General features: G+C 47.1%; 18 protein-coding genes. 3 read left to right on the top strand and 15 right to left on the bottom strand.

Going from position 1 to position 20,957, the window contains the following annotated elements; genetic code table 11:
• Positions 1 to 106 precede the first annotated feature (106 nt).
• Positions 107 to 742 carry a response regulator transcription factor gene (locus EKG38_RS06880; RefSeq protein ID WP_126519549.1) on the bottom strand — a complete coding sequence of 212 codons (636 nt, stop codon included), beginning with the start codon at positions 740 to 742 and terminating at the stop codon, positions 107 to 109.
• Between the two features lie 499 nt (positions 743 to 1,241).
• Positions 1,242 to 2,414: a tetratricopeptide repeat protein gene (locus tag EKG38_RS06875; protein WP_126519548.1), complete on the bottom strand. Its 1,173-nt coding sequence runs from the start codon at positions 2,412 to 2,414 to the stop codon at positions 1,242 to 1,244.
• A gap of 280 nt (positions 2,415 to 2,694) precedes the next feature.
• Here EKG38_RS06875 and EKG38_RS06870 point away from each other — a divergent pair, with 280 nt between their 5' ends.
• Positions 2,695 to 3,126, top strand: a complete 432-nt coding sequence (locus EKG38_RS06870) for an SRPBCC family protein (RefSeq protein WP_342775822.1) — start codon at positions 2,695 to 2,697, stop codon at positions 3,124 to 3,126.
• A 29-nt stretch (positions 3,127 to 3,155) separates the two neighbouring features.
• On the opposite strand, the gene EKG38_RS06865 is transcribed toward EKG38_RS06870, so the two are convergent.
• From EKG38_RS06865 to nirB, 4 genes are all read right to left on the bottom strand, one after another.
• Positions 3,156 to 5,015 (bottom strand): bifunctional protein-serine/threonine kinase/phosphatase, encoded by a 1,860-nt coding sequence (locus tag EKG38_RS06865; RefSeq protein ID WP_246033109.1) that lies wholly within the window; start codon positions 5,013 to 5,015, stop codon positions 3,156 to 3,158.
• 70 nt (positions 5,016 to 5,085) lie between these two features.
• Complete coding sequence (locus EKG38_RS06860) at positions 5,086 to 6,552, bottom strand: NarK family nitrate/nitrite MFS transporter (RefSeq protein WP_126519829.1); 1,467 nt, start codon at positions 6,550 to 6,552, stop codon at positions 5,086 to 5,088.
• The gene (gene nirD, locus EKG38_RS06855) at positions 6,545 to 6,892 is read right to left on the bottom strand and encodes a nitrite reductase small subunit NirD (protein ID WP_126519547.1); all 348 of its coding nucleotides are present in this window, start codon (positions 6,890 to 6,892) and stop codon (positions 6,545 to 6,547) included. The genes EKG38_RS06860 and nirD overlap by 8 nt, the downstream gene beginning before the upstream one ends.
• A complete protein-coding gene (gene nirB / locus EKG38_RS06850) occupies positions 6,889 to 9,561 on the bottom strand; it encodes a nitrite reductase large subunit NirB (protein ID WP_126519546.1) in 2,673 nt (890 codons plus the stop codon). Before nirB ends, nirD begins: the two co-directional genes overlap by 4 nt.
• A gap of 49 nt (positions 9,562 to 9,610) precedes the next feature.
• Here nirB and EKG38_RS24895 point away from each other — a divergent pair, with 49 nt between their 5' ends.
• Positions 9,611 to 9,757 carry a hypothetical protein gene (locus EKG38_RS24895; protein WP_185826801.1) on the top strand — a complete coding sequence of 49 codons (147 nt, stop codon included), beginning with the start codon at positions 9,611 to 9,613 and terminating at the stop codon, positions 9,755 to 9,757.
• A gap of 190 nt (positions 9,758 to 9,947) precedes the next feature.
• Here the strand turns inward: EKG38_RS24895 and EKG38_RS06845 are convergent, their stop codons facing one another.
• The 5 genes from EKG38_RS06845 to htpX all read right to left on the bottom strand — a co-directional run bounded on the left by EKG38_RS06845 (position 9,948) and on the right by htpX (position 14,583).
• A complete protein-coding gene (locus EKG38_RS06845) occupies positions 9,948 to 10,553 on the bottom strand; it encodes an ANTAR domain-containing response regulator (protein WP_126519545.1) in 606 nt (201 codons plus the stop codon).
• 13 nt (positions 10,554 to 10,566) lie between these two features.
• Positions 10,567 to 11,706, bottom strand: coding sequence for a glycosyl transferase (locus tag EKG38_RS06840; RefSeq protein WP_126519544.1), 1,140 nt, complete (start codon positions 11,704 to 11,706; stop codon positions 10,567 to 10,569).
• Positions 11,703 to 12,563: a uroporphyrinogen-III C-methyltransferase gene (gene cobA / locus EKG38_RS06835; RefSeq protein ID WP_126519543.1), complete on the bottom strand. Its 861-nt coding sequence runs from the start codon at positions 12,561 to 12,563 to the stop codon at positions 11,703 to 11,705. Before cobA ends, EKG38_RS06840 begins: the two co-directional genes overlap by 4 nt.
• 348 nt (positions 12,564 to 12,911) lie before the next feature.
• Entirely contained in the window at positions 12,912 to 13,259 is a 348-nt protein-coding gene (gene cctA / locus EKG38_RS06830; RefSeq protein ID WP_126519542.1) for a tetraheme c-type cytochrome CctA, read from the bottom strand.
• Between the two features lie 460 nt (positions 13,260 to 13,719).
• Complete coding sequence (gene htpX / locus EKG38_RS06825; RefSeq protein WP_012143107.1) at positions 13,720 to 14,583, bottom strand: protease HtpX; 864 nt, start codon at positions 14,581 to 14,583, stop codon at positions 13,720 to 13,722.
• A 329-nt stretch (positions 14,584 to 14,912) separates the two neighbouring features.
• Here htpX and pepE point away from each other — a divergent pair, with 329 nt between their 5' ends.
• Positions 14,913 to 15,659 (top strand): dipeptidase PepE, encoded by a 747-nt coding sequence (gene pepE, locus EKG38_RS06820; RefSeq protein ID WP_126519541.1) that lies wholly within the window; start codon positions 14,913 to 14,915, stop codon positions 15,657 to 15,659.
• Positions 15,660 to 15,729: 70 nt separating this feature from the next.
• Here pepE and EKG38_RS06815 read toward each other — a convergent pair whose 3' ends face one another.
• The 4 genes from EKG38_RS06815 to EKG38_RS06800 form a co-directional block, all read right to left on the bottom strand.
• Positions 15,730 to 17,727 carry a bifunctional metallophosphatase/5'-nucleotidase gene (locus EKG38_RS06815; RefSeq protein WP_126519540.1) on the bottom strand — a complete coding sequence of 666 codons (1,998 nt, stop codon included), beginning with the start codon at positions 17,725 to 17,727 and terminating at the stop codon, positions 15,730 to 15,732.
• Positions 17,728 to 18,252: 525 nt separating this feature from the next.
• Positions 18,253 to 18,930, bottom strand: a complete 678-nt coding sequence (gene bioD / locus EKG38_RS06810) for a dethiobiotin synthase (protein ID WP_185826813.1) — start codon at positions 18,928 to 18,930, stop codon at positions 18,253 to 18,255.
• A 13-nt stretch (positions 18,931 to 18,943) separates the two neighbouring features.
• A complete protein-coding gene (locus EKG38_RS06805) occupies positions 18,944 to 19,744 on the bottom strand; it encodes a malonyl-ACP O-methyltransferase (protein WP_126519538.1) in 801 nt (266 codons plus the stop codon).
• Positions 19,745 to 19,804: 60 nt separating this feature from the next.
• Positions 19,805 to 20,935 (bottom strand): 8-amino-7-oxononanoate synthase, encoded by a 1,131-nt coding sequence (locus EKG38_RS06800; RefSeq protein WP_185826812.1) that lies wholly within the window; start codon positions 20,933 to 20,935, stop codon positions 19,805 to 19,807.
• Positions 20,936 to 20,957 lie beyond the last annotated feature (22 nt).

The following is a 20,957-nucleotide window of genomic DNA, read 5'->3' as shown; positions in this document are numbered from 1 at the left end:
ATCCTTTTTCAGATCATCATTAAGCTTTATCACCATTTTCGAGACAAAAAAAAGCAGGAAAGTCGTCACTTTCCTGCATTTCGAGGTCGTTTTGGTATGCACTATATCAAGCATGAACCTCATGGAGGTGGGTCTGAGCCCAAGCGATGGCTTGCCCTCTACTGGACACACCAATTTTTCTGAATGCTCTATAGAGGTGAGTTTTAATCGTACTTTCACTGACAAAGAGTTGATTGGCGATATCGACATTGGTACTACCCGAAAGCAGTGCCTGTAACACCTCACGCTCGCGGATCGTCAGGCTTTCACTCTCTTCATGACTGACCTCTTCGTCACTGGTGCAAACGCTCAACTCAGCAGGAATATAACTCCTGCCCCTGAGAATATTGCTTAACTCCTTTCCAATCGCTTCCAAAGACAGATCATTATAAAAAGCACCCGCCGTCACCGAGGAGTTAATTAAAAATTTAAGGTCTAACTGTTTTGGGAAGTGGATAAAAACCACTTTAAGGCCAGGGTGCTCACGCTCTATGTGCCGCTGCAGTTGATAGGCGACCTGCACATCTATCGAGGCAAGATCAATAATGACTAAGGATGACTGCGTCTCCCTCAGCTGACATTCGAGCGACTCAGGCCTGATACTGTACAATTTGACTAAAAATTCCTGGGGCCAGCGGGTTTCGAGTAGATCACATAAAAGTTGAGAACGGGAAATGACAACCCAGTGGGTAACTTTGAACATTAATCGCACTCCATGCAACAAAATAGGCAGTTAACACAAATCAGGCCAGTAACAACACAAGCTACATTAAGACAACAAATCTAGCTACAAATTTCACATAAAAGTGGATTTTTTGCGAACTTAACAAGTTCATTCATATTCGTTAATCCAAACACTTTTCAACTAGCCCACTCCGTCCAATATCATTGATTGTCAGTAAGTATCCCTTGATCTAATCGAGAGAGCATCCGTCAGGAGTATGAAAGCAAAGTAACCGAAAGGATCGTTCTCGACCACTCAACTAGACTAAAGCGCTACATAGAAAGAGGTAAATTTCAGATAAACCCATTTAATACAAATGGTAAGATAAAATTAGCTCATGTAATACCACACATGTCATCACCCATTCGCATGACAAGAAGAAGAGACTATGTGTTCACCTTTAGAGCTTTGACTCATTACACTTCTCTTCCTACTCATCTTTAAAGTGGAGATATAAAGCATCGTAGTTATTCAATCATTATTGATTTAACCAAGTGAGCTTAGCTTGATACTGCCTTTGACTTTCAGGCAACTCGGCATAAGAGAGTGCCTGAGATAATGAGCTTTTTGCGGCGGCCGACTCGCCAAGGGCATATTGTGCCTTGGCCAGATCAAAATATGCCCTGTGGTAATAAGGGGTATTATGTAGAAACTTTTTCAGGTAAATTTTAGCACTCTGATTATCCCCCTCATCCAGGGCCTCCTTTCCCATTAAATACCAACCATAGGGGCTCGTGTCTTCGAGAGCCAATAGCTGTGACTTCACTCGTTCAGCAGCCTCTACCTCCCCATTCATGGTTAATAGGTAGTGATAGTTATTCAAAAGAGTGATCTTAGACTCTGAGACATTTAACGCGTATCGATAAAACTCTTTAGCCGTTTCATCATCCCCTGCGCGGCGATGAACGATTGCCAACATATTCAGCAGTGGCGCATACTCTTGGGTATATTGAACTCCTGCTTTTAACAGAGCAAAGGCCCGATTAAGCTCTCCATCTAACAGAGCATCGGCTGCAAGATTTCGATAGAGCATACCGATAAATTGCTGCTCACCAATCTTCTTTCCTCCTCTATCATATCTATCCGAAAAGTAATCAAAAACAACATAACTACGTCCCGAAAAAGTAAACCCCTTATTATCAGAATCATCTTCATAGAGAAACGTACGGACATGATCTGAAGTTACCGCTAGATCCGAGGTAACCTCCAGCAACATAGGCTGTGTATGCATCACCTGAAACACGGCTTTGACACCCAACTCTCTGGCCACTGCATAGGTCAAGATCGCCAATGTCATGCAGTTGCCGCTCCCTTTTGCGAGCGCGACACTTGCAGGGTGATTCATTCCCTCGTAATTAAAGTTGACCAGCTTAGTAAGCAAATACTCACGCACTTGCTTGTTTTTGGGTAACTGAGCAATATCCTCGCGGCGAACAAACTGGTGAAGATCTTCTCTCTGTTCCGACGTCAGCGCCATTAAACGCTCGAGAGTGGGAACTGGAGTCTCATCACTTTTAGATACAAACAGGCCATCATTCATCTGTGGCATAACGGGTTTGGGTGAGCTAGCGGATGAAATGTTACTCGAACATGCCGTCATTAACATCAAAGCGGCAATGACCGGGACGACACGTTGTAAAATCCGTTTCATGATACAACTCCTTATTATATTTTCTTTTTCACACAGCACTTTTTCACAAAGAGATTAGTGCTCACTTTAAAATAGCCGCCATCGTGTGGTTCATACATTTATCAACTCACAATAATAAAGCATTGACTTATATTGTCTTTATTACAGTATAGTAAAGACAAGGTTGATTCAAATTTAGCCAACCATTATTCCCTTATCAATCCCTAAAGCCGTTAGCTTCAACAAAATCTCATCTATATTTAAAAGTACCCTTTCAGTTTCGAAACACACAAAGGAAAAGATGATGGGTACTTGTTACAACAAGATAGAGATAAAATCTCCAATCAAAACAGTATGGAAAACGATCTGCGATTTTCATGATATGTCCTGGGCCCCACAGGTTATTACCTCAGTGGCTAAAGTTGGCGATAAAAATGGAGATGAAGTAGGCGCAAAAAGAGTGCTGAATGATATGTTTCATGAAACTTTACTCAGTCTCGATGCCGATGCATTTACTTTTTCTTACAGTATCGATGATGGACCAGGCCCAGTATCCAGCTCTGCGGTGGATAACTATGTCGGTGTTGTGAAACTCACCGAGTCCGAACAAGGCACGCAGGTTGAGTGGAGCTCGACCTACGAGTCTGAAAATGAAAATGAGGTCGCCGATTTCTGTAACCCTATTTATGGGGCGCTACTGGCAGGACTTAAGGACACCCTCTCATCCAATTGAAGATGACAGCTGACAGGCTTCGCGGCTAATTACCTTAATAACAGCAGTAAGCTGGTTAAGCCAAAAAAGACCGTTAACCCTTGCCAGAAACGAAGCGGATTTCTATCGAGCAGAGACAAAGACAGATCAAATTTAGCCGCCTTTTTATTCATCGAATTGATGGGCTGACTAAGCTCATATAAAAATTCACTGGTATCACCTTGTCTCTGGTCGGGGTCGATACTCAAGGCTTGCTTTATCACTGGGTCCATCCACAGCGGGATCATAGGGTTGAGCTCATAACAAGGAATGTAACGTAATTTCTGGTAATCACGCTTGCTGTGACACTGAGCTAATTTTCCTTTGAATGGCAGTTGTCCCGTTAACATCTCAAAGGCTATCACCGCCAGAGAGAAAAGATCGGCGCTGTTGGAGACTCTGTAACCCAAAACGCTTTCCGGTGCAGAGTAATCAGCCGTCCCTAGAATGATATCTCTTTGTAGTGGGGTAGCTATCTCGGCGATCCCCTTGATATGGCAGGAACCAAAATCGATAACTTTAATCTGGCCTTCATAGGTCAATAAAATATTATCCGGCTTAAGGTCTTGATGTATCGTCTCCTTGCGATGAAATGCCCTGACACCAGCCTCTATCTGCCTTAATAACACCAATACCTCTTGTACCGATGAATTAGGGTTTCGGTCGATCCAGAGGCTCAATGGCATGCCTTTAAGGTATTCACTCACATAGTAGAGCGAAGACTTAGGCCTGTCCCTATCGAGTAATTTGACCACGTTTGGGCTATTGATCCTATGTCCAATCCAGCTTTCCAGCATGAAACGTTCTATGTATGCGGCGTCATCAACATAATTCACCGAGGGGGTTTTGATACAGCGATGTTCCCCCAGCTCGTTAGTCACCTGATAGACCTGACTGCGCTGGCTCTGATGCAATACTTTCTCGATAAGGTAGCCGTCTAACTTCATCCCCTCTTTCAATGGCGGTGGAAAAGGCAGTATAGAGAGTTGCTGATAAAGATCATCGATGTTTTGAGTCGGCAAACGTTCAATTAAGAGCAGCTGACAGCTGACATTATCCGTGCTGCCCAGTGTGATTGCATCATGACTAAGTTGCCGACAAAACTCATCGAAGTGACTCGAGTCCGTAGGGTCAACTGGCTGAATCCCTCGTTGCCATTGTCGATTAAAAGCGGTTATCCGGGAGCACATTTCCACATCACTGACCACATCATGAATACCATCCGTGGTTAGCAGGTAGAGATCGCCCACCTTCATATCCAGCTTTCTATAATCAACATCAAGTTTCACATCTAAACCCAGGGCTCTTGCCAAATAGCGCTTATCAGATCCCAGCACAGTGACATGGTCTCGACTCAATCTCTCAAGCTTTCCAGCTCTGTACCGGTAAGCTCTCGAATCCCCCACATGTAGCAAGTGCGCGGTGCAAGACTTAAAGATGAGCGAGGTAAAAGTGCAGACATAGCCCCGATGCGCCTCTCGATAATCTTGTCCCAAACCGAATAACCAACGATTCAACGCGGTGATCACCTGTGAGCTGGACTTTTTTACACTCCAGCTGTCAGGTGTGGAATAGTAATCGGTGATAAAGTTACTCACACTGATCGAGCTTGCTTGCTCTGCGGCCTCTGCAGCGCTCACACCATCACAGATAACCGTCACGGCGCCTTTGGTGGTCAGCATCAAACCATCGGGAATACGGATCCCGATGGCATCTTCATTTACCGGCTTCACACCTCTTGATGAATACTGACCCACGGCGATCACTAATGCTCCATTAAGTGGCAGTGCGGCATCATATAATAAGGCGGGGATAGCTCGGCTATCGAGGGCTTGGCTATCGTGAGATTTTACAGGTACCGATGCTGTCATATCACTTTCCCACTGTTTTGTTGAATTCACACTGCCCGCTAATTCAGCCTGACTTGAGCTCACACTAACCTTAGTTCACACTGATCAGGGTCACTTCCCCCTTATCGTTCACCTCGGAAATATGCCCTTTGGGCTCAGTCAAAAACAGCAAACTGATCAGTCCCATGATGGCACTCGCAGCGATGACATAGAAGAATGCCTGAGTCGATACCAGAGAGTAAACCGTTAAGAAAAATACCGCGCCGACGTTGCCATAGGCCCCTGTCATCCCCGCTATCTGCCCCGTAAGACGGCGTTTTATCAGGGGAACTGCAGCAAACACGGCACCTTCGCCGCTCTGCACAAAGAAGGAACATCCCATCACCATCAACACGGCTAAGGGTAATGACCATTCACTGGTGATCTGAGCCATGCCCAAATAGCCCAGGGCCAAGCCCGCCGTTAAGATCATCAAGGTAGGTTTACGGCCGAAACGGTCGCTAATCCAGCCGCCCCCCGGGCGTGAGGCCAAATTCATAAAGGCATAGGTAGAGGCCAGCATTCCAGCTTGCGCCAGACCAAGCTCGAAGGTCTCGGCAAAATAGAGGGGTAACATAGATACCACGGCGAGTTCAGATCCGAAGGTCGAAAAATAGAGCACATTCAGCACCGCCACCTGCTTAAACGCGTAGCGCTCGAATTCGGGTACCGGTCCATCGAAGAGGTGCTTATTAATCTGGTAAGTTTGATAAAGGTCTATCAAGAGTATCAAACCAAGAGCAGCGTAAATCAGGTTCACGGTCTCCTGAGTAAGCATATTGACGCCCGAAGGCGATAACTTCCATCCCAGCAAACCCAGAGTGGCATACATGGGAAGCTTCATAATAACCAGCATAAGCAAGTCACCTTTACTGGTCACCTCAAGGGCGCCGATTTTTTTGGGTTTGAAGTAGGTTGAACCTTTAGGAGTATCGGTGACATTAAAATAATAGATGAAGGCAAACATTAAGCTCAGTAATCCCGTGAGCCCTATGGCAAATCGCCACCCATTTTCACCTCCAAAAGTGATGGCTATCACCGGTAGAGAGAAAGCCGCGGCCGCTGAACCAAAGTTGCCCCAACCACCATAAATCCCTTCCGCGGTGCCCAACTCGTTTGCCGGGAACCACTCACTGACCATTCGGATCCCAACCACGAAGCCCGCACCAATAAATCCCAGCAGAAAACGGGCTAACGCCAACTGCTCGAAGCTATCGCCCAGTGCAAACATAAAGCAGGGCAGACTACAGACAGCCAATAGGACGGAATAGGTCAGCCTGGGGCCAAATTTATCCGTCACCATACCGATGATCACCCGAGCCGGGATCGTTAAAGCCACATTGAGGATCAACAAGGTCTTTATCTGTCCATTGCTTAATCCCAGGCTTTCGGCAATCACCCCCATCAGGGGCGCGGCATTAAACCAAACTACAAACGAGATAAAAAACGCCATCCAACTGAGATGCATGATTTTCATCTTTCCGGAGAAAGAAAACAGGTTGAATTTTTCATTACTCATCATTTATTCCCCCTACAATTGCGGTGTTGATTAGCACCTTGCCTTGCTCACATTTGATCCGATACAGCTCGACACTTAAGCTTTCATCTTCGATGCACTGCCCGTTTGTTAAGCTGTAATGTTGTTTATGCAGAGGTGAAGCGACAAAAATATCCCCCTGCAGATCGCAGATTAAGCCCCGTGACAGCACGCCGACGCCAGTCGCAGGATCGGTGTTATCCATGGCAAATATGCCCTGCTCGCCCAGATTGAAAATGGCAACGGCTTTACCCTCTACCCATGCTGCGATCCCGCCAAACACCGGCAGCGCACTCTCTTCGCAAATAGCTAACCAATTCATACTTCACACTCCTTTTGGGCCGATACTTCAAATAGCTCTGCCGAGCTGACCCGAGTAGCTAAACCATCCAAATCGTTATCGACGGTGCAGAGATCGATATTCTTCACAGAAATAGTTCCCGCTCCCCCTTTTGCATCGACAGGAAATCGTTGCCCTCTCGAATATCGGTATTGTTCTACATCTGCATTGGGTTCCTGCACGGGGTTAACAAATTCGCTAAATCGGGTCAGAAATTCGGGGCTTTCCAGACTGGTTTTCCACTCGCATTGATAGGTCGAGATGACCTTTTGCATCTGAATCTCAAGTTCTGCAGCTAAACCCAGGTTGTCATCGATGATCACCGACTTAAGGTAATCTAATCCCCCCTCTAGCGACTCAAGCCAAACGGAGGTTCGTTGCAATCTCGAAGCCGTTCTTGTATAAAAAATCAATATCCTGTCTATGTATTGCATCAACACAGAGGTTGAGAGATCGGTTGCAAACAGATCGCCATGGCGTGGACGCATTCCGCCATTGCCGCCCACATAAAGGTTCCAGCCCTTGTCCGTTGCGATCACTCCGATGTCTTTACTCTGCGCCTCGGCGCACTCACGAGTGCAGCCGGAAACGGCAAATTTAATCTTATGGGGCGCGCGCAGCCCCTTGTATCTATTCTCAAGTTCTATCGCCATACCGACAGAGTCCTGCACCCCGTAACGACACCAGGTACTCCCCACACAGGATTTAACGGTTCTGAGTGATTTACCGTAGGCGTGACCCGTCTCAAAGCCTTGTTCTATCAATGCTTGCCAAATTGTGGGCAGCTCTGACAGGGCCGCGCCAAACAGGTCTATACGCTGTCCTCCGGTGATCTTGGTATACAAGTCATGGCGCTTGGCTATCTCCCCCAGGGCAATCAACTTATCCGGAGTGATCTCTCCACCGGCAATTCTGGGCACGACAGAGTAAGAGCCATCTTTTTGAAGGTTACCCAGATAGGCGTCGTTACTGTCCTGAAGATTGGCATGTTCAACGGCGAGGACGTACTCGTTTTCTAATGAAGAAAAAATTGATGCCGCCAGCGGCTTACAGATATCGCAGCCTAAGCCCCGTTTGGCGGCATCAACTGTTCCGTGTTTGCCGATCAGACTGGTGAAATTTGAGATGTTGTCGACCTGACACAGGTGAAACAGTGCCTGCCTGTCATGTTCGAAATGGCTGCATATGCCCTTCTGCGTCTCTAAACCCTGCGCCTCCATAGTCTGGCTGATGATCTCTTGAACCAAAGCACCACAGCCCCCACAACCCGATGCGGCCTTTGTACAGTCCTTGATGGCCGCTAAACTGTGATCGCCTGCAACGACTCGTTCAACGATGTCGGCCTTCGTCACCTGATGACAGGAGCAGATGATGGCATCATCATTAAATGCCATCGGGGCATCACTATCTTGCTGCAGTAGTGAGATCGCAGGCGTTTCAATTTTTTCACCGGACAGGTATTGGTTTAACAGCAGACTATAATCACTGGCATCGCCGACGAGCACGGCTCCTTTGAGATATTGTCCGGTTTCATCCAGCCAGAGCTTCTTATAGGTACCGCTTTGGTTGTCACTGACTTCCACATATTGTGCATTTTCAAACCCTCGACTCTCACCGATTGAAGCCACATCGACGCCCAGAAGTTTAAGCTTAGTGCTCATGTCGGCGCCTTTAAACTGAGTTGCCGCTGAACCTGAGACTCCCGCTGCAATATGGGACAGTGCGACTCTCGCCATCTGGTAACCCGGCGCCACTAAGCCGAAAATGCGTTGCTCCCAGAGTGCACATTCACCTATGGCATACACATCCGGCGCGGAGGTTAAACTGTGGTCGTCCACGGCAATGCCACCCCGTTCACCCACTTCGATACAGTTTTGACGCGCTAAGGTATCTTGCGGACGAATGCCTGCAGAGAAGACGATGAGATCCGTTTCAAGAAAAGTATTGTCGTTAAACATCATTCGATGGCGGGCATGTTCACCGGCAACGATGGCGGTCGTCGCCCTGCTGGTGTGCACCGATACACCCAGGGCCTGAATTTTTTCACATAACAGCTCACCCGCTTTATCATTGAGTTGAACGGGCATCAGTTGTGGCGCAAACTCCACGACATGAGTATCTAACCCCAAGGTTAACAGCGCGTTTGCAGCCTCCAGACCCAATAAACCTCCGCCGATAACCACGCCGGAGTTGGCACTCAGCGCTGCCCGGCTTATCTGCTCGAGATCATCGATAGTGCGATAAACCAGGCATTGAGGGCGATCTTTACCTTGGATTGGCGGAACGAAAGGGTAGGATCCTGTGGCAAGTACAAGTTTGTCATAACTCCAAATCTCATCATCAGAGCTGTAGACAGTTCGATTTTCAGTGTCCAGACGAACGATCTCTTTGCCTAAATGCAGCCTGATCCCCCGCTTCGCATATTCATCTACACTGGCCAACATCAACGCATCAGGACTGCCTGTCTCAAAGTACTTTGAGAGTTGAACCCTGTCATAGGCCGGAAGCTTCTCACAGCCAAACACCTCCACCTCAAACTGCTCATTCATCCCTTGATCGCACAGTTGCTCGATAAAGTGATGACCGACCATGCCATTACCTATAACGAGTAATTTTGGTTTCAGATCCAGCCCGGTTTTTATACACCCCATAAAGCACTCTCCATTGTTCAGTCATGATCTTTAAAAACAATAAGGCGCCATGCTCCTCTATGAGAACATGGCGCCATTGCCGGTAAGATCTGAATTGTTGTTGGTTGCAGCCGCTACTTGCATTACAGCTAAAGGTACTATGCCACCAAGCTACATTGCAGCTAAAGATGCATTGCAACTAAAGACACTGTCGTAGCCTGTATAGAGACTTGCAGTGACTATGCCAGAAAACAAAACTACATAAGAAACTGATTAAAAACAACTAAACATACAGCCACATACAACACCAGAATATGTGGCGCACTGAAAAAGCCCCGGAGCACCATTTTGGTGCTGGCACTCCTATGACTTAAATTAAGGGATACAGTTGATAAAGCGAGTCGAGATTAAGATAACTGATGAACGAGCTTTTCTATGGAGATGCCTCTCTCCATGGCTCGCTTCTGCAAGCTTTTATGGGCCTCTGATTCGCTTAAGCCGTGACGCTGTAGCTCAGATTTCGCCTTTGAGAGCAACTTTTGCGCTTCCAGAGATGACTCCAGCGCCAGTACTTTTTTTACCTGCATAGATGCAAGCGTAAACCTCAGGCGGGAGAGTTGAATGATGCTCAAAATTCTCTGGTGGTCGAGCTCGCCGGGAACAAAGGTGACACGTCCGCACTCGAGCAATCTCGCCAGTCCCTCATCCTCCCAGTCGGCGGCGTTCACTATCATAGGGATCGCGGAGAAACGCAGTAACCTGAGTAAGAAACGGATATCTTTCTCTGTCAGACTCGCGGTGAAAAACAGCAATTGATCGCCTGTAGGTGAAAGAGAGATACTTTCCAAGGCTCGCAATGAGGGCAGTGAGATTATTTCATCATGCTCACCGTTTACACTCATCTCCAGTACCGATTGCAAAGAGTGCTGAGGGTGTTGAGAGTTACCCGGTGTCAGCCCACGCGATTCAAGCAGTTGGCAAAAATTAGAATCGAACCAGGTGAAAATTCGCATCTCGCTTTCCTTATCAGGTGAGTGCAGGTTTAGTCAAAACGCCATGACGGCTGGACCAGCTCGTCCTTGCTAGTTCTTCGGCATCACTGAAGTGCTCACATCGTCCCTTCAGCAGATACACCATAGCTAAGGTCCCGATCACACTCGCATTGGCTATCTTCATCAGCTTTTCTGCGCTCTCTTGTTGCTGAAACCCAAATAGGCAAACTTCATCACTTCCTGGGTTCGATAACCACACATTACCGAGTAGTGCGGGCGCTTGCTCTGCCTCCAACTGAATATGTGAAGTTAAGGTATTGAGCCCGACCACCCCCTCTAACAGGGTTGGAATTGAGCATTTCTCCCGCCCCTCTTTAGAGACAATCGTCAACTCAGTCGCGATCCTTGGGTTGACTTCACTTTCACCCTGCACCCCTTTAAAAATTCCGACTCGCTCCTGAGTCGTGCTTTCATACAGAGGACTTAGACCATCGTCACTGTCTTGATTAGCCGAGTATCCAGCCATCATCTCGGCTATTTCGGCATGGAGTTCATCCATTCCCGGATGAAAGTAGCTTCTTACGCTAACGGGAGCGTTACCCGGATTTATGCAGCGTATCGCCGTTTGGAAAAGACTCCGCAAGCCGAGTTCTTGATGCCGATGTCGAAACTTAGCCACCAGGGGCGAGATATTATCTGCATCGACATAGCAGATCCCCCCATGATCCAGTGCAGATTTGGCATCATCCGGTGTCGATACGCTTGGGATATCCAAAGCAGAGACAAAGGCGGCGATATGTTTGCGATGACTCAGTGATTTAGGATCGCCATGAAGCAGTATTCGTTCACCTTGGGTCGCCAACACTTTGGCCGCCAACAATAGCCAGGGCAACAACTCACGTTTACCGGCATAACAGGGCCAATCTATCGTCGGTTTAACTTCGCGCCACTGTTCATTGATTGTCGACTTGATGCCTATTGCGACGCCGGCTATCTCAGCCGCACTCTCACCCCGAACCCGCATTAACATTAACGCCGCAGCCAGCTGAACCTGGCTCCCGATGCCCTCATGAAAACCTGAGATCAGAAAGGTTGATTCTTTTAAGGTTAGCGCTCTGGCACCTTTAGCTCCACGGCCTAAGGCTTTTATCAATGCCTGATACGCTTGCTTCATACCGGTTTCCCAACTTCCGCTAAGCGTTCAAGAGCAGCTTCTGCTCTTGTATTGCTAATGCTATCCATTAAACCGGATAACTCTTTACCCACAGAAACCACTTCACCCACAATAATTAACGTGGGCCCGGCAACCTCTATTTTTCGTGCAGTTTCAGCCATATTGCCTAAGTTGGCATAGGTTATTACTTGTTTGGCTCGTGCGCCATTACTGACAAACGCCACGGGTAGTTGAACATTTGCGCCGGCATCCAACAAACCATGGGCTATGTTTGCCGCCTGCTCCTTGCCCATATAAAAGACTAAGCTGGTTTGAGCCGACAGCAAAGATTGCCAGCCAAGTGCACTGGTATCAAAAACAGTACCGGTCACCAAGGTCACAGATCTGGCCACTCCTCTGTGTGTCAACGGGATCCCCGCACTGGCGGCGCACCCAAGCGCCGCGGTCACACCTGGGATGAATTCACTGGCAATGCCATTTCTGGCTAGAAACAGGGCTTCTTCACAGCCTCGGCCAAAGACATTTGGATCGCCCCCTTTTAATCGCACCGCATTCAAGCCTCGAACCGCGCATCCTAACAGGAGTTCATTGATATAATCCTGTGTGCTACTTGGCAGACCACAGCGCTTGCCTACAAAATATAATTCACACGTTTTGGGTGCCAAGCTCAGAATGTCATCACTCACCAGTGCGTCATAGACGATGACCTCGGCCGATGAAATTAACCGTGCCGCTTTAAGTGTCAGCAACTCAATGTCACCACAACCCGCACCGACGATAGCCAGCTTATAGGCGGGCTTCTGCCGGGGTTCAGCTTTCAAAACATTGGTCAGTTCAAGGATTTCAGCAGTTTTCACAATAGGCCTCCACTCATGCTCCCCTATTCGCTGAATGGTTTGCCTAGCCATTCAGTCGATGAGAGCTTTATTTCGATGAAAGGAGTATTGCAACCAACGAGCCAATAGTTAAAGCGCTGTTTTATAAGGATTAAACAATCGAAGGAGTAAGAGGGATAAATAGGTTGAACAACAAAAGTGCATGCCTTTGCACCAAAACAGTACAGGGGAAATTTAAAGAAAGTATGAATTTGTAATATCAGCTAAAACAATTTAAGGCAGAAGAATGTTTACCGGATCCCAGAGACAAAAACGCCAGCTCTAGGCTGGCGTTTTAAATGATTTTCCGTAGAAAACGACTTAAGTGTATTACTTAAGTACAGATTCCGGAGTACGGCCATCATCGTGACAACTATCACAAGCTGGCTGGTCACCCACATTCATGTCATGTGGAGCATGACAATCGGCACACATAAGGTTGCCTTCGTGTGGCTGATGAACCTCGTCCATCTCATCTAGAGTACCGTGACAGCTTTGACACTGTTCAAACTCATATGCACCATCTGCAGACGGCTCGCCATCGGCATGACATGCTTCACAACCATCCATCTCAGCATGCATTTCTGCAAGCTCTTGTGATTCAGCCATAGCCGCTGGAGATAAAGCCAATGCGGCTAAACCTGCACCAAATAACGCACTTAAAATTTTCTTGCTCACTATAAATATCCTCTTTAAGAGACAACATAGTGGAGTTTTATTCTTGATCTAACCCCATCTTGCTATCAAAAGTCTTAGCACGACCTTGCATAAAATAGCTAAGGAACTGCAAAACCGCAACTTTTCTGCTTATATTACTTTAGCAAGTGGTGACAGAAGAAAACGTGCGCTCTATCAAATAACTCTTTGTTTAATCGAACTTCAACCCATTTAAAGTGACACAGATCACGCTGAGCCTATGCAATATTGAATACTTTCAACTAGGTTAACCTTCTCTATACCAATTCAACGACTATTCAATAATTATGCAGTTATTACCGGAGAACATAGGGTAAGTGCATCACCTCTGTATTATAACGATTGGTATAACTACTCGCCTACTCTAAAAACAAAAACGGGAGCCAAGGCTCCCGTTTATTCTTTATTGGACAGCTTTTATCCCGGTCCTATTGACTCAGGATTAGCTCGCTCTTAACGCTGCTATGCGCTTTTCAAGAGGTGGGTGGCTCATCATCATTTCAGCCATCGATTTTTTGCCGTTGATACCAAATGCGGCCATTTGAGCCGGCATAGCACCGGTTTCCGGCCCCTGACGCAGGCGATCGAGTGCAGCAATCATCTTCTCTTTACTCGCCAGGCGAGCACCGCCCTCATCCGCTTTAAATTCACGAATACGGGAGAAGTAGGCCACGATCATCGACGCGAGAATACCAAATAGCATATCCAACACGAACACAACGCCCATGTAAGCAAACATACCCAGACCTTCACCCTCTTCATCATTACTGGAAACGAAGTTGTTGATGATACCGGCAACAACACGTGCAGCGAAGATAACGAAGGTGTTAACCACACCCTGAATCAAGGTCAGGGTCACCATATCACCGTTAGCGACATGACTGACTTCGTGGGCCAGGACACCTTCAATTTCATCCTGACTCATGCCATAAAGCAGACCACTACTCACAGCGACCAGCGAGTTATCTTTACTCGGACCGGTAGCAAAAGCATTGAGCTCGGGAGATTGATAGATAGCCACTTCAGGCATCTTGATGCCGGCTTGCTCCGCTTGACGGGCAACCGTTTCAACTAACCAACGCTCGGTGTTATCACGAGGTGTGGTAATAACTTCACAGCCCATGGTTTTCTTCGCCATCCATTTAGAGATAGCTAAACTGATAAATGCGCCGCCAAAACCAAAAATAGCAGCAAACACGAGTAAGCCACCCATGGTCGATGTATTAACCCCTAGAATCGACATTACGATAGAGGCCACAAGTAAGATTGCCATGTTCGTCGCAATCAATAAAAAAATACGCTTCATTTAAGCTCCTGTAGAGTACCTGAGTACCAGATTTTGCGTTCTTAAAGACATAATATGTCCAAAAAGCGAGAATTCAAGGGGAGAAGAGTAAGAATATGTATAACTGAACAAATTCAACTCAATTCGGACTCACGACAAAACCACTAAATTTAAAGAATGTGCAGTCTAGGAGGCTTACATTAAGCTAATCTTAAAAGTGCGAGCTCTCGACAGGCTGTATACATGGATAGGCATTAATCTTTGTTAATATGGCTTAGAGAATTATGGATGAGCTTAATATAATTTAACCTTAACTCGGGTTAATCTGGTTTAAAATGAAGGGACTGAATATGACTATAAACGCCTTACTTATTTCCAGTTCACGTGTAGGAGACACGCCGTACCTCGCCCATGCTATTCCCTTTATTAAACCTTTGGTCGCTGAGCTGGCGACCCGAATCGAACCACAACATCAGAAGTGGCTGTTTATCCCCTATGCCGGCGTCAGTATCAGCCATGACACTTATCTGACAAGGGTCATATCTAGCTTAGCCGAACTCAATATCGAAATTAGCGGGATCCATCAACACGAAGATCCCAGGCTGGCGGTCCAACAAGCCGATGGAATATTGGTTGGTGGGGGCAATACTTTCAACCTGCTGCATCAGCTGCAGAGGCACGACTTGGTTAAACTCCTGACCAATCAGGTGTGTGAAGGCAAACCCTACATAGGTTGGAGTGCAGGCTCCAATATTGCCGGACTCAGCATTCGAACCACCAATGATATGCCGATTGTTGAACCCAGCTCCTTTCATAGTCTGGGGATACTCCCCTTCCAACTCAATCCACATTACACCAACTACCGGCCCCCGGGTCACAACGGTGAAACCCGTGCACAGCGATTACTCGAATTTACCTGTGTCGATCCTGTCACTCCCATCGTCGCCATTCAGGAAGGAACCGCATTATGGAGACAGGGGGATAAGTTATCACTTATCGGCGACAAGCAAGCCTTCCTGTTTTGCGGTCTGCAGCAGGAGATATCGATACCAGTCGGCAGCGAACTATCGCATCTGTTGGCGCCTCATAAATACTGAGGATAAATACATCGGAAATAAAAAAGCGCATTCGAATGAATGCGCTTTGAGTGAGTAAACCAGACCCTATTTAGTCTTTGAAAATAACAGTCGTTGACTCGAATGGAAGTGTCTCTAACACTTTCTTATTCTCGGCATAATCGATGAAAGAGCGTGCATCTGTGTTACAGATATCAGTACCGCCATCATCACAGCTCGGCTCACCGCCCTCATAGATAACACCGAATTTGCCACTGGCCTCATCGAAGGTCAGATGATCGACCGCGTAGGCCTTGTAGTTATCGCCACTTATCACGATATCGACGCGATCGGTTGACGTAAGCTGTGCCTCACCCAAGGCATTCCAGCCATCGTTACCGCTGGCATTGTAGTTATTAACGATAACGACATATTCACCTGAGTCCTGAATCGCTTCCCAGCTAGGTTCGACTTCGGTGCCGACATTTAACTCCAGTTGGCTAATATGACCACTTTGCTGTTTCAGATCTTCGGTAAAGGTATAACGCATGCCGCCCACATAAGGGAATTTACCCGCATGACTGCCTTCCGGAAGGGTTGCATCTATGGTCGTGGTTAACAGATCTTTCAGCACCACACCGTTAATGGTCAATACCGAAAGGTAATTAGAAAACGGTAGCATCTCAAGACTTGCATTACCTTCTCTGAACTCACCGGCATCGATATTGGTTCTGACACCACCGGCGCCAACCAGGCCAATTTGAACTGTCTTACCGATCACCGAATTAACGGCCTCCTGGTTTGCCCAGTAAACCATGCCTTCACCGATCAACGGCGCGACATCGGAGCCGTGCATATCGGTGCCCTTGTCACCCGGACGGCGCTCATGAATGATATCTTCGCTCACAGTAGCAACCACTTCACCATAAGCCTTTTCAACCTCTGGCTTATAGATCGCGTCAATATATTCTCTGAGAGCGACATCTTCATCGACATCATCGATCTGTTTGCTCGAGTCGATGAAGCTCTCAACCTTTTGATGGGCATCACCTGTCAGCAAGCTACCTGACTCGCGCATAGCGTCGCTGTAATAGGTTTCATTAGACAGTAAGGTATTGTGTCCATTACATGTCAGGAGCTCTCCCTTATCATCGAAGCTCACTGTCGCCTGACCGATGGCTTGTGCGTATTGTCCGGCCTGAACGATACAGGTCTTACCCACGGTATCTTTTTGGGTGACAAGCTGAGCGTACTGACCATTATCGCCATGTCCAAGGTCGGTAAAGTCACCGAGTAAGGTATGGGAATGACCGCCAACGATCACATCGATACCCGTTGTCCCGGCCGCCAGCTCAACATCTCGCGCATTGCCGATATGAGACAAGACAATGACCTTGTTAACCCCTTTCTCTTTTAATTTATCGACGGTATTTTGAGTAGTTTCTATCTCACTCGAGAATGTCGCCTCACCAGTACCTGTAGCAATCGTAGGCATATCTTCGAGCACAACACCGACAACTGCAACCACTTGCTCACTCGCCGTTGCATCACCGATCATCGCGATCTTACGCTTAACGGCACCGTCAAATGCAAATAACTGATAGGGAAGAAGGTTAGACAAGCCACTGAGTGCAGGATCGTTGTCTGCATTCATGTTATTGGCGAGTAGTGGGAAATTTACAGCATCGATAAAGGAAGCCAGCTTAGTGGTGTCCAGATCGAACTCATGGTTACCCAGCGCCATCGCATCTATGCCCATCTGTGATAGCAGATCGGCATTGGCCATACCGTCATTTAACTTGAAATAGGCGGTTCCCTGCCAAGCGTCACCACCGTGCAAGAATAGCAATGGTTCCTTAGCTTCTGCCGCATCTTCCTTTATGTCGTTGGCTGCCTCGAGCACTCTTGGGTAGCCACCAAACTCGTTAAACACGACATCGCCCTCTTCTCCCATGGAAAAGCTGGATTTGACCGGATCGAAGTTAGAGTGAGTATCGTTGACATGTGCAATAGTGAGGCTAAACGCCGCCTGATTATCATTGTCATCACTCGAACACGCAGATAGTGCAGTAAGTAAAGCAACAGCTAATATCGTTTTCTGTAGTTTCATTATTATTTCTTCTTTATTAAGACCCGAAATGAAAATATCAGAATAAAAAAGAGTGGGCTACAACAAAAAACCTTAACAACCAGCAACTTAATCACAATGCCGATAACGAGAAACGCACAAGTCAAACCACAAATGATTAACCCTGTGCAACATATATAATATTTAGTATCAAAGAAATGATTTTTTAAAATCAAAGAGAAATAAAAACAAATTTAATTATACTCAAAAGGCATATAAATGTTTTTCTTGTTTTTCTAATAAAGGAATTCAACAGCCGATTTGATAACAATTAATTTATTCATTATTCACTAGCTATATCGCAAAAATGATAAATAGTTAACGGATCCTATCAAGCAAACTCCATAACACTATAACTATTCAACTTTTTGTCTCCGCCATGTTAATAATATTAACAAACTTATGTAGCGGAGCCACTCTTGAATATAATTCTGGATCGGCAAAGGTTGTACCGGAGCCGTCACTGAGATAGAGGTGGTTGATATGGCATAGAGCACCATGACGGGCTCAGATCAGTGAGTCGATATCCAGGTAGGCTGCGGCCGTCTCAATGCTCAAATCCTGCAGGTGAGGCACGACACCTAAACAGGGTCCACTCATTAATGATTGTAGGCTGGCTAAGTTTTCCTCGAGGCAACGGGTATCACCATCGACGATATTGGCCACCCAGCCGGCGATCTTCAATCCATCGGCTTCGATGGCTTCTTGTGTGAGTACGGCATGATTCAGGCAGCCAAGCTTAACCCCGACCACTAAGATAACAGGCACCGAAAGTTGCTGAACCACTTCAGAGAGAAAATGCCCCTCACCTAAGGTTAAGCGCCAGCCTCCCGCTCCCTCGATGATACACAGCTCACTGTCATCCCGCCCCTCCAGTACACCACTCAACCGATTGAGTATCGACTCGGGACTGATATCGATGCCAGTCTGGCTGGCGGCAATGTGTGGGGCAATCGCCGGTTCAAATGAAACGGGATTAACAGCGGCGTAATCCAGCTCGATTGTCGATTGCGACATTAAACTCAGCGCATCACTGTTTCTAAGCCCATTTTCCGTCTTTTCACAGCCAGAGGCGATAGGCTTTAATCCTAAGGTTGCTCTCCCCTGCTTTTTGGCTCGATTAAGTAGCGCCGCTGAGATAAATGTTTTACCGCAATCGGTATCGGTACCCGTAACAAAGTAGATCATGATTTACCTTTTATCGCTTTACTGCGCGAATGAGTGCTATCTGGTAGGTCAAGGGGATGCCTTGTGGCGTTCTTAACTTTTCTGCTCGTCCGAGAAGTTTCATCCAGTCGCCTCGTCCACGTATGCCATGATTGACCACAGATCTGGACTGACTGGTAACTTTAGCATCGGCATGAATTGAAGCCCCAACCCCTTTAATGGAATAGAGTAGCTCCTTAAGATCATCGAAAAATACCGTTATAGGTTCAAGCTTAGCCGATTTAATTTGCCACTCTTGAGTGTCAAATTGTGAGGTTATTTCAGACAAGGGGCGGAACTGATTGGTCCTGAATCCTAACTGAGTCAACTCAGCTAAGCTTCCCAGTGCCACCACGGCTAAATGATACTCTCCGGATGGTTTAAGCACCCTTGCCGTACTGCGAAAGGACTGGGCCAAATCATCACACCACTGCAGGGCTAAGTTCGAATAAACGCTGTCGATACTGTTTTTAGGCAGTGGAATGGTTTTAGCGTCGGCACATACCGTCTCATAATTCGGGTAGTTTATCTTGAGCTGCTCGAGCATACCTGCGGCTATATCTAACGCGATCACAGAGGAGATATGTGAAAACTGACTGAAATCTGTGCCCGGCCCCGCCCCGATATCGAGCAAGGTTCCGTTAGGCTTCATACCATTGAATAAGGCATCACAAGAGAGTTTTTGCAAACAGTTATGTTGATGATAGGTTTTGGCCGCGGCAGAAAATCGCTCTGCGACGACGCTGTCATCGACTATCGGTTTGACCCCATCACTCACTACTTCGGGTTTCATCAATCTTTATGCTCACTCTCATTCAACAATGATTCATTTAACTGTTGTACTTTCTCTATCTTAACCAAGCGTCAGGGTTAAGGCGCTGACTAACTTATCAATTTCATCATGTGTATGTAACGCTGTGATGGTGATCCTTAATCGGGCGCTGCCCTTAGGCACCGTCGGGGGGCGGATCGCACCGACCCAGATCCCAGACGCTCTTAATTGCTGAGCAATCGACACCGTTTTATCGACATCACCAATGATCAGCGGTTGAATTGGCGTAATTGACTCTGTCAGCCCGATGTTGGCTAACGCACACGCCCGTTTAAAGTAATCTATGTTATCGGCCAAGGTTAATGCGCGGGTATTGGCTCCTTTAGTCATCTCTACCGCCGCCAATGCGACACTGGCATTCGCCGGCGAAAGCGCCGTCGAGTAGATATAATCCCTGGCGTTAGACACTAAGAAGTCGATTAATGCCTGACTGCCCAGAATCGCTGCCCCCTGACAACCCAAAGCCTTACCAAAGGTCACCACCTGCACATCGGCAAGTTCGGCGCTGGCGGGAACATAACTGCTCAGGGCGGCCTGAATGCCGAAACCATGGGCATCATCGACAATCAACCAGGTGTCATTTCGTTTGCAAGATGATGATAGCGCCTCGAGGGGCGCCATATCACCATCCATACTGAATATGCTCTCGGTGATAACGGCTTGGGGAGAATATTTAGCGATCAATCGATTGGCACTTTGAATATCGTTATGCAAAAAACGTATAAATGTCGCCTTGCTGCCCCTTAACCCGTCGATAATCGAGGCATGAACCAACTTATCGGCAATCACGGTATCACCGCTGCCGAACAGGGTTTTCATCAATGCAGCGTTAGCACTGAACCCGGAGCAGAACAAAAGTCCCGCTTCATGTCCGGTAATTTGGCAGAGCGCTTGCTCTAAGTGCGCGTGAGCCTCACTGTAGCCCGTGACTAAAGGCGAAGATCCACTGCCGACGCCATATTTCTTGGCACTGGTATTGAGTGACTCGAGCAGCTGTGGCGCTTGAGACAATCCAAGATAATCATTACTGCTGAAATTGAGGTAGTCCCTGCCATTCAAGGAAAAGCCTACCGACTCTCCCTCTATTGGCGTTAAGGCTTGTCTGCGTCTCAACAGGCCGGCATTGTTAAGCTGAGCCTGTTGGTTCGCTATCTTATCGGATAACGAGTGTTTT

This window comes from Shewanella canadensis, from assembly GCF_003966225.1.
Lineage (GTDB): Bacteria > Pseudomonadota > Gammaproteobacteria > Enterobacterales > Shewanellaceae > Shewanella > Shewanella canadensis.
Note: the sequence above shows the minus strand (reverse complement) of the source record. Positions and strands in the feature narration are given on the sequence as shown.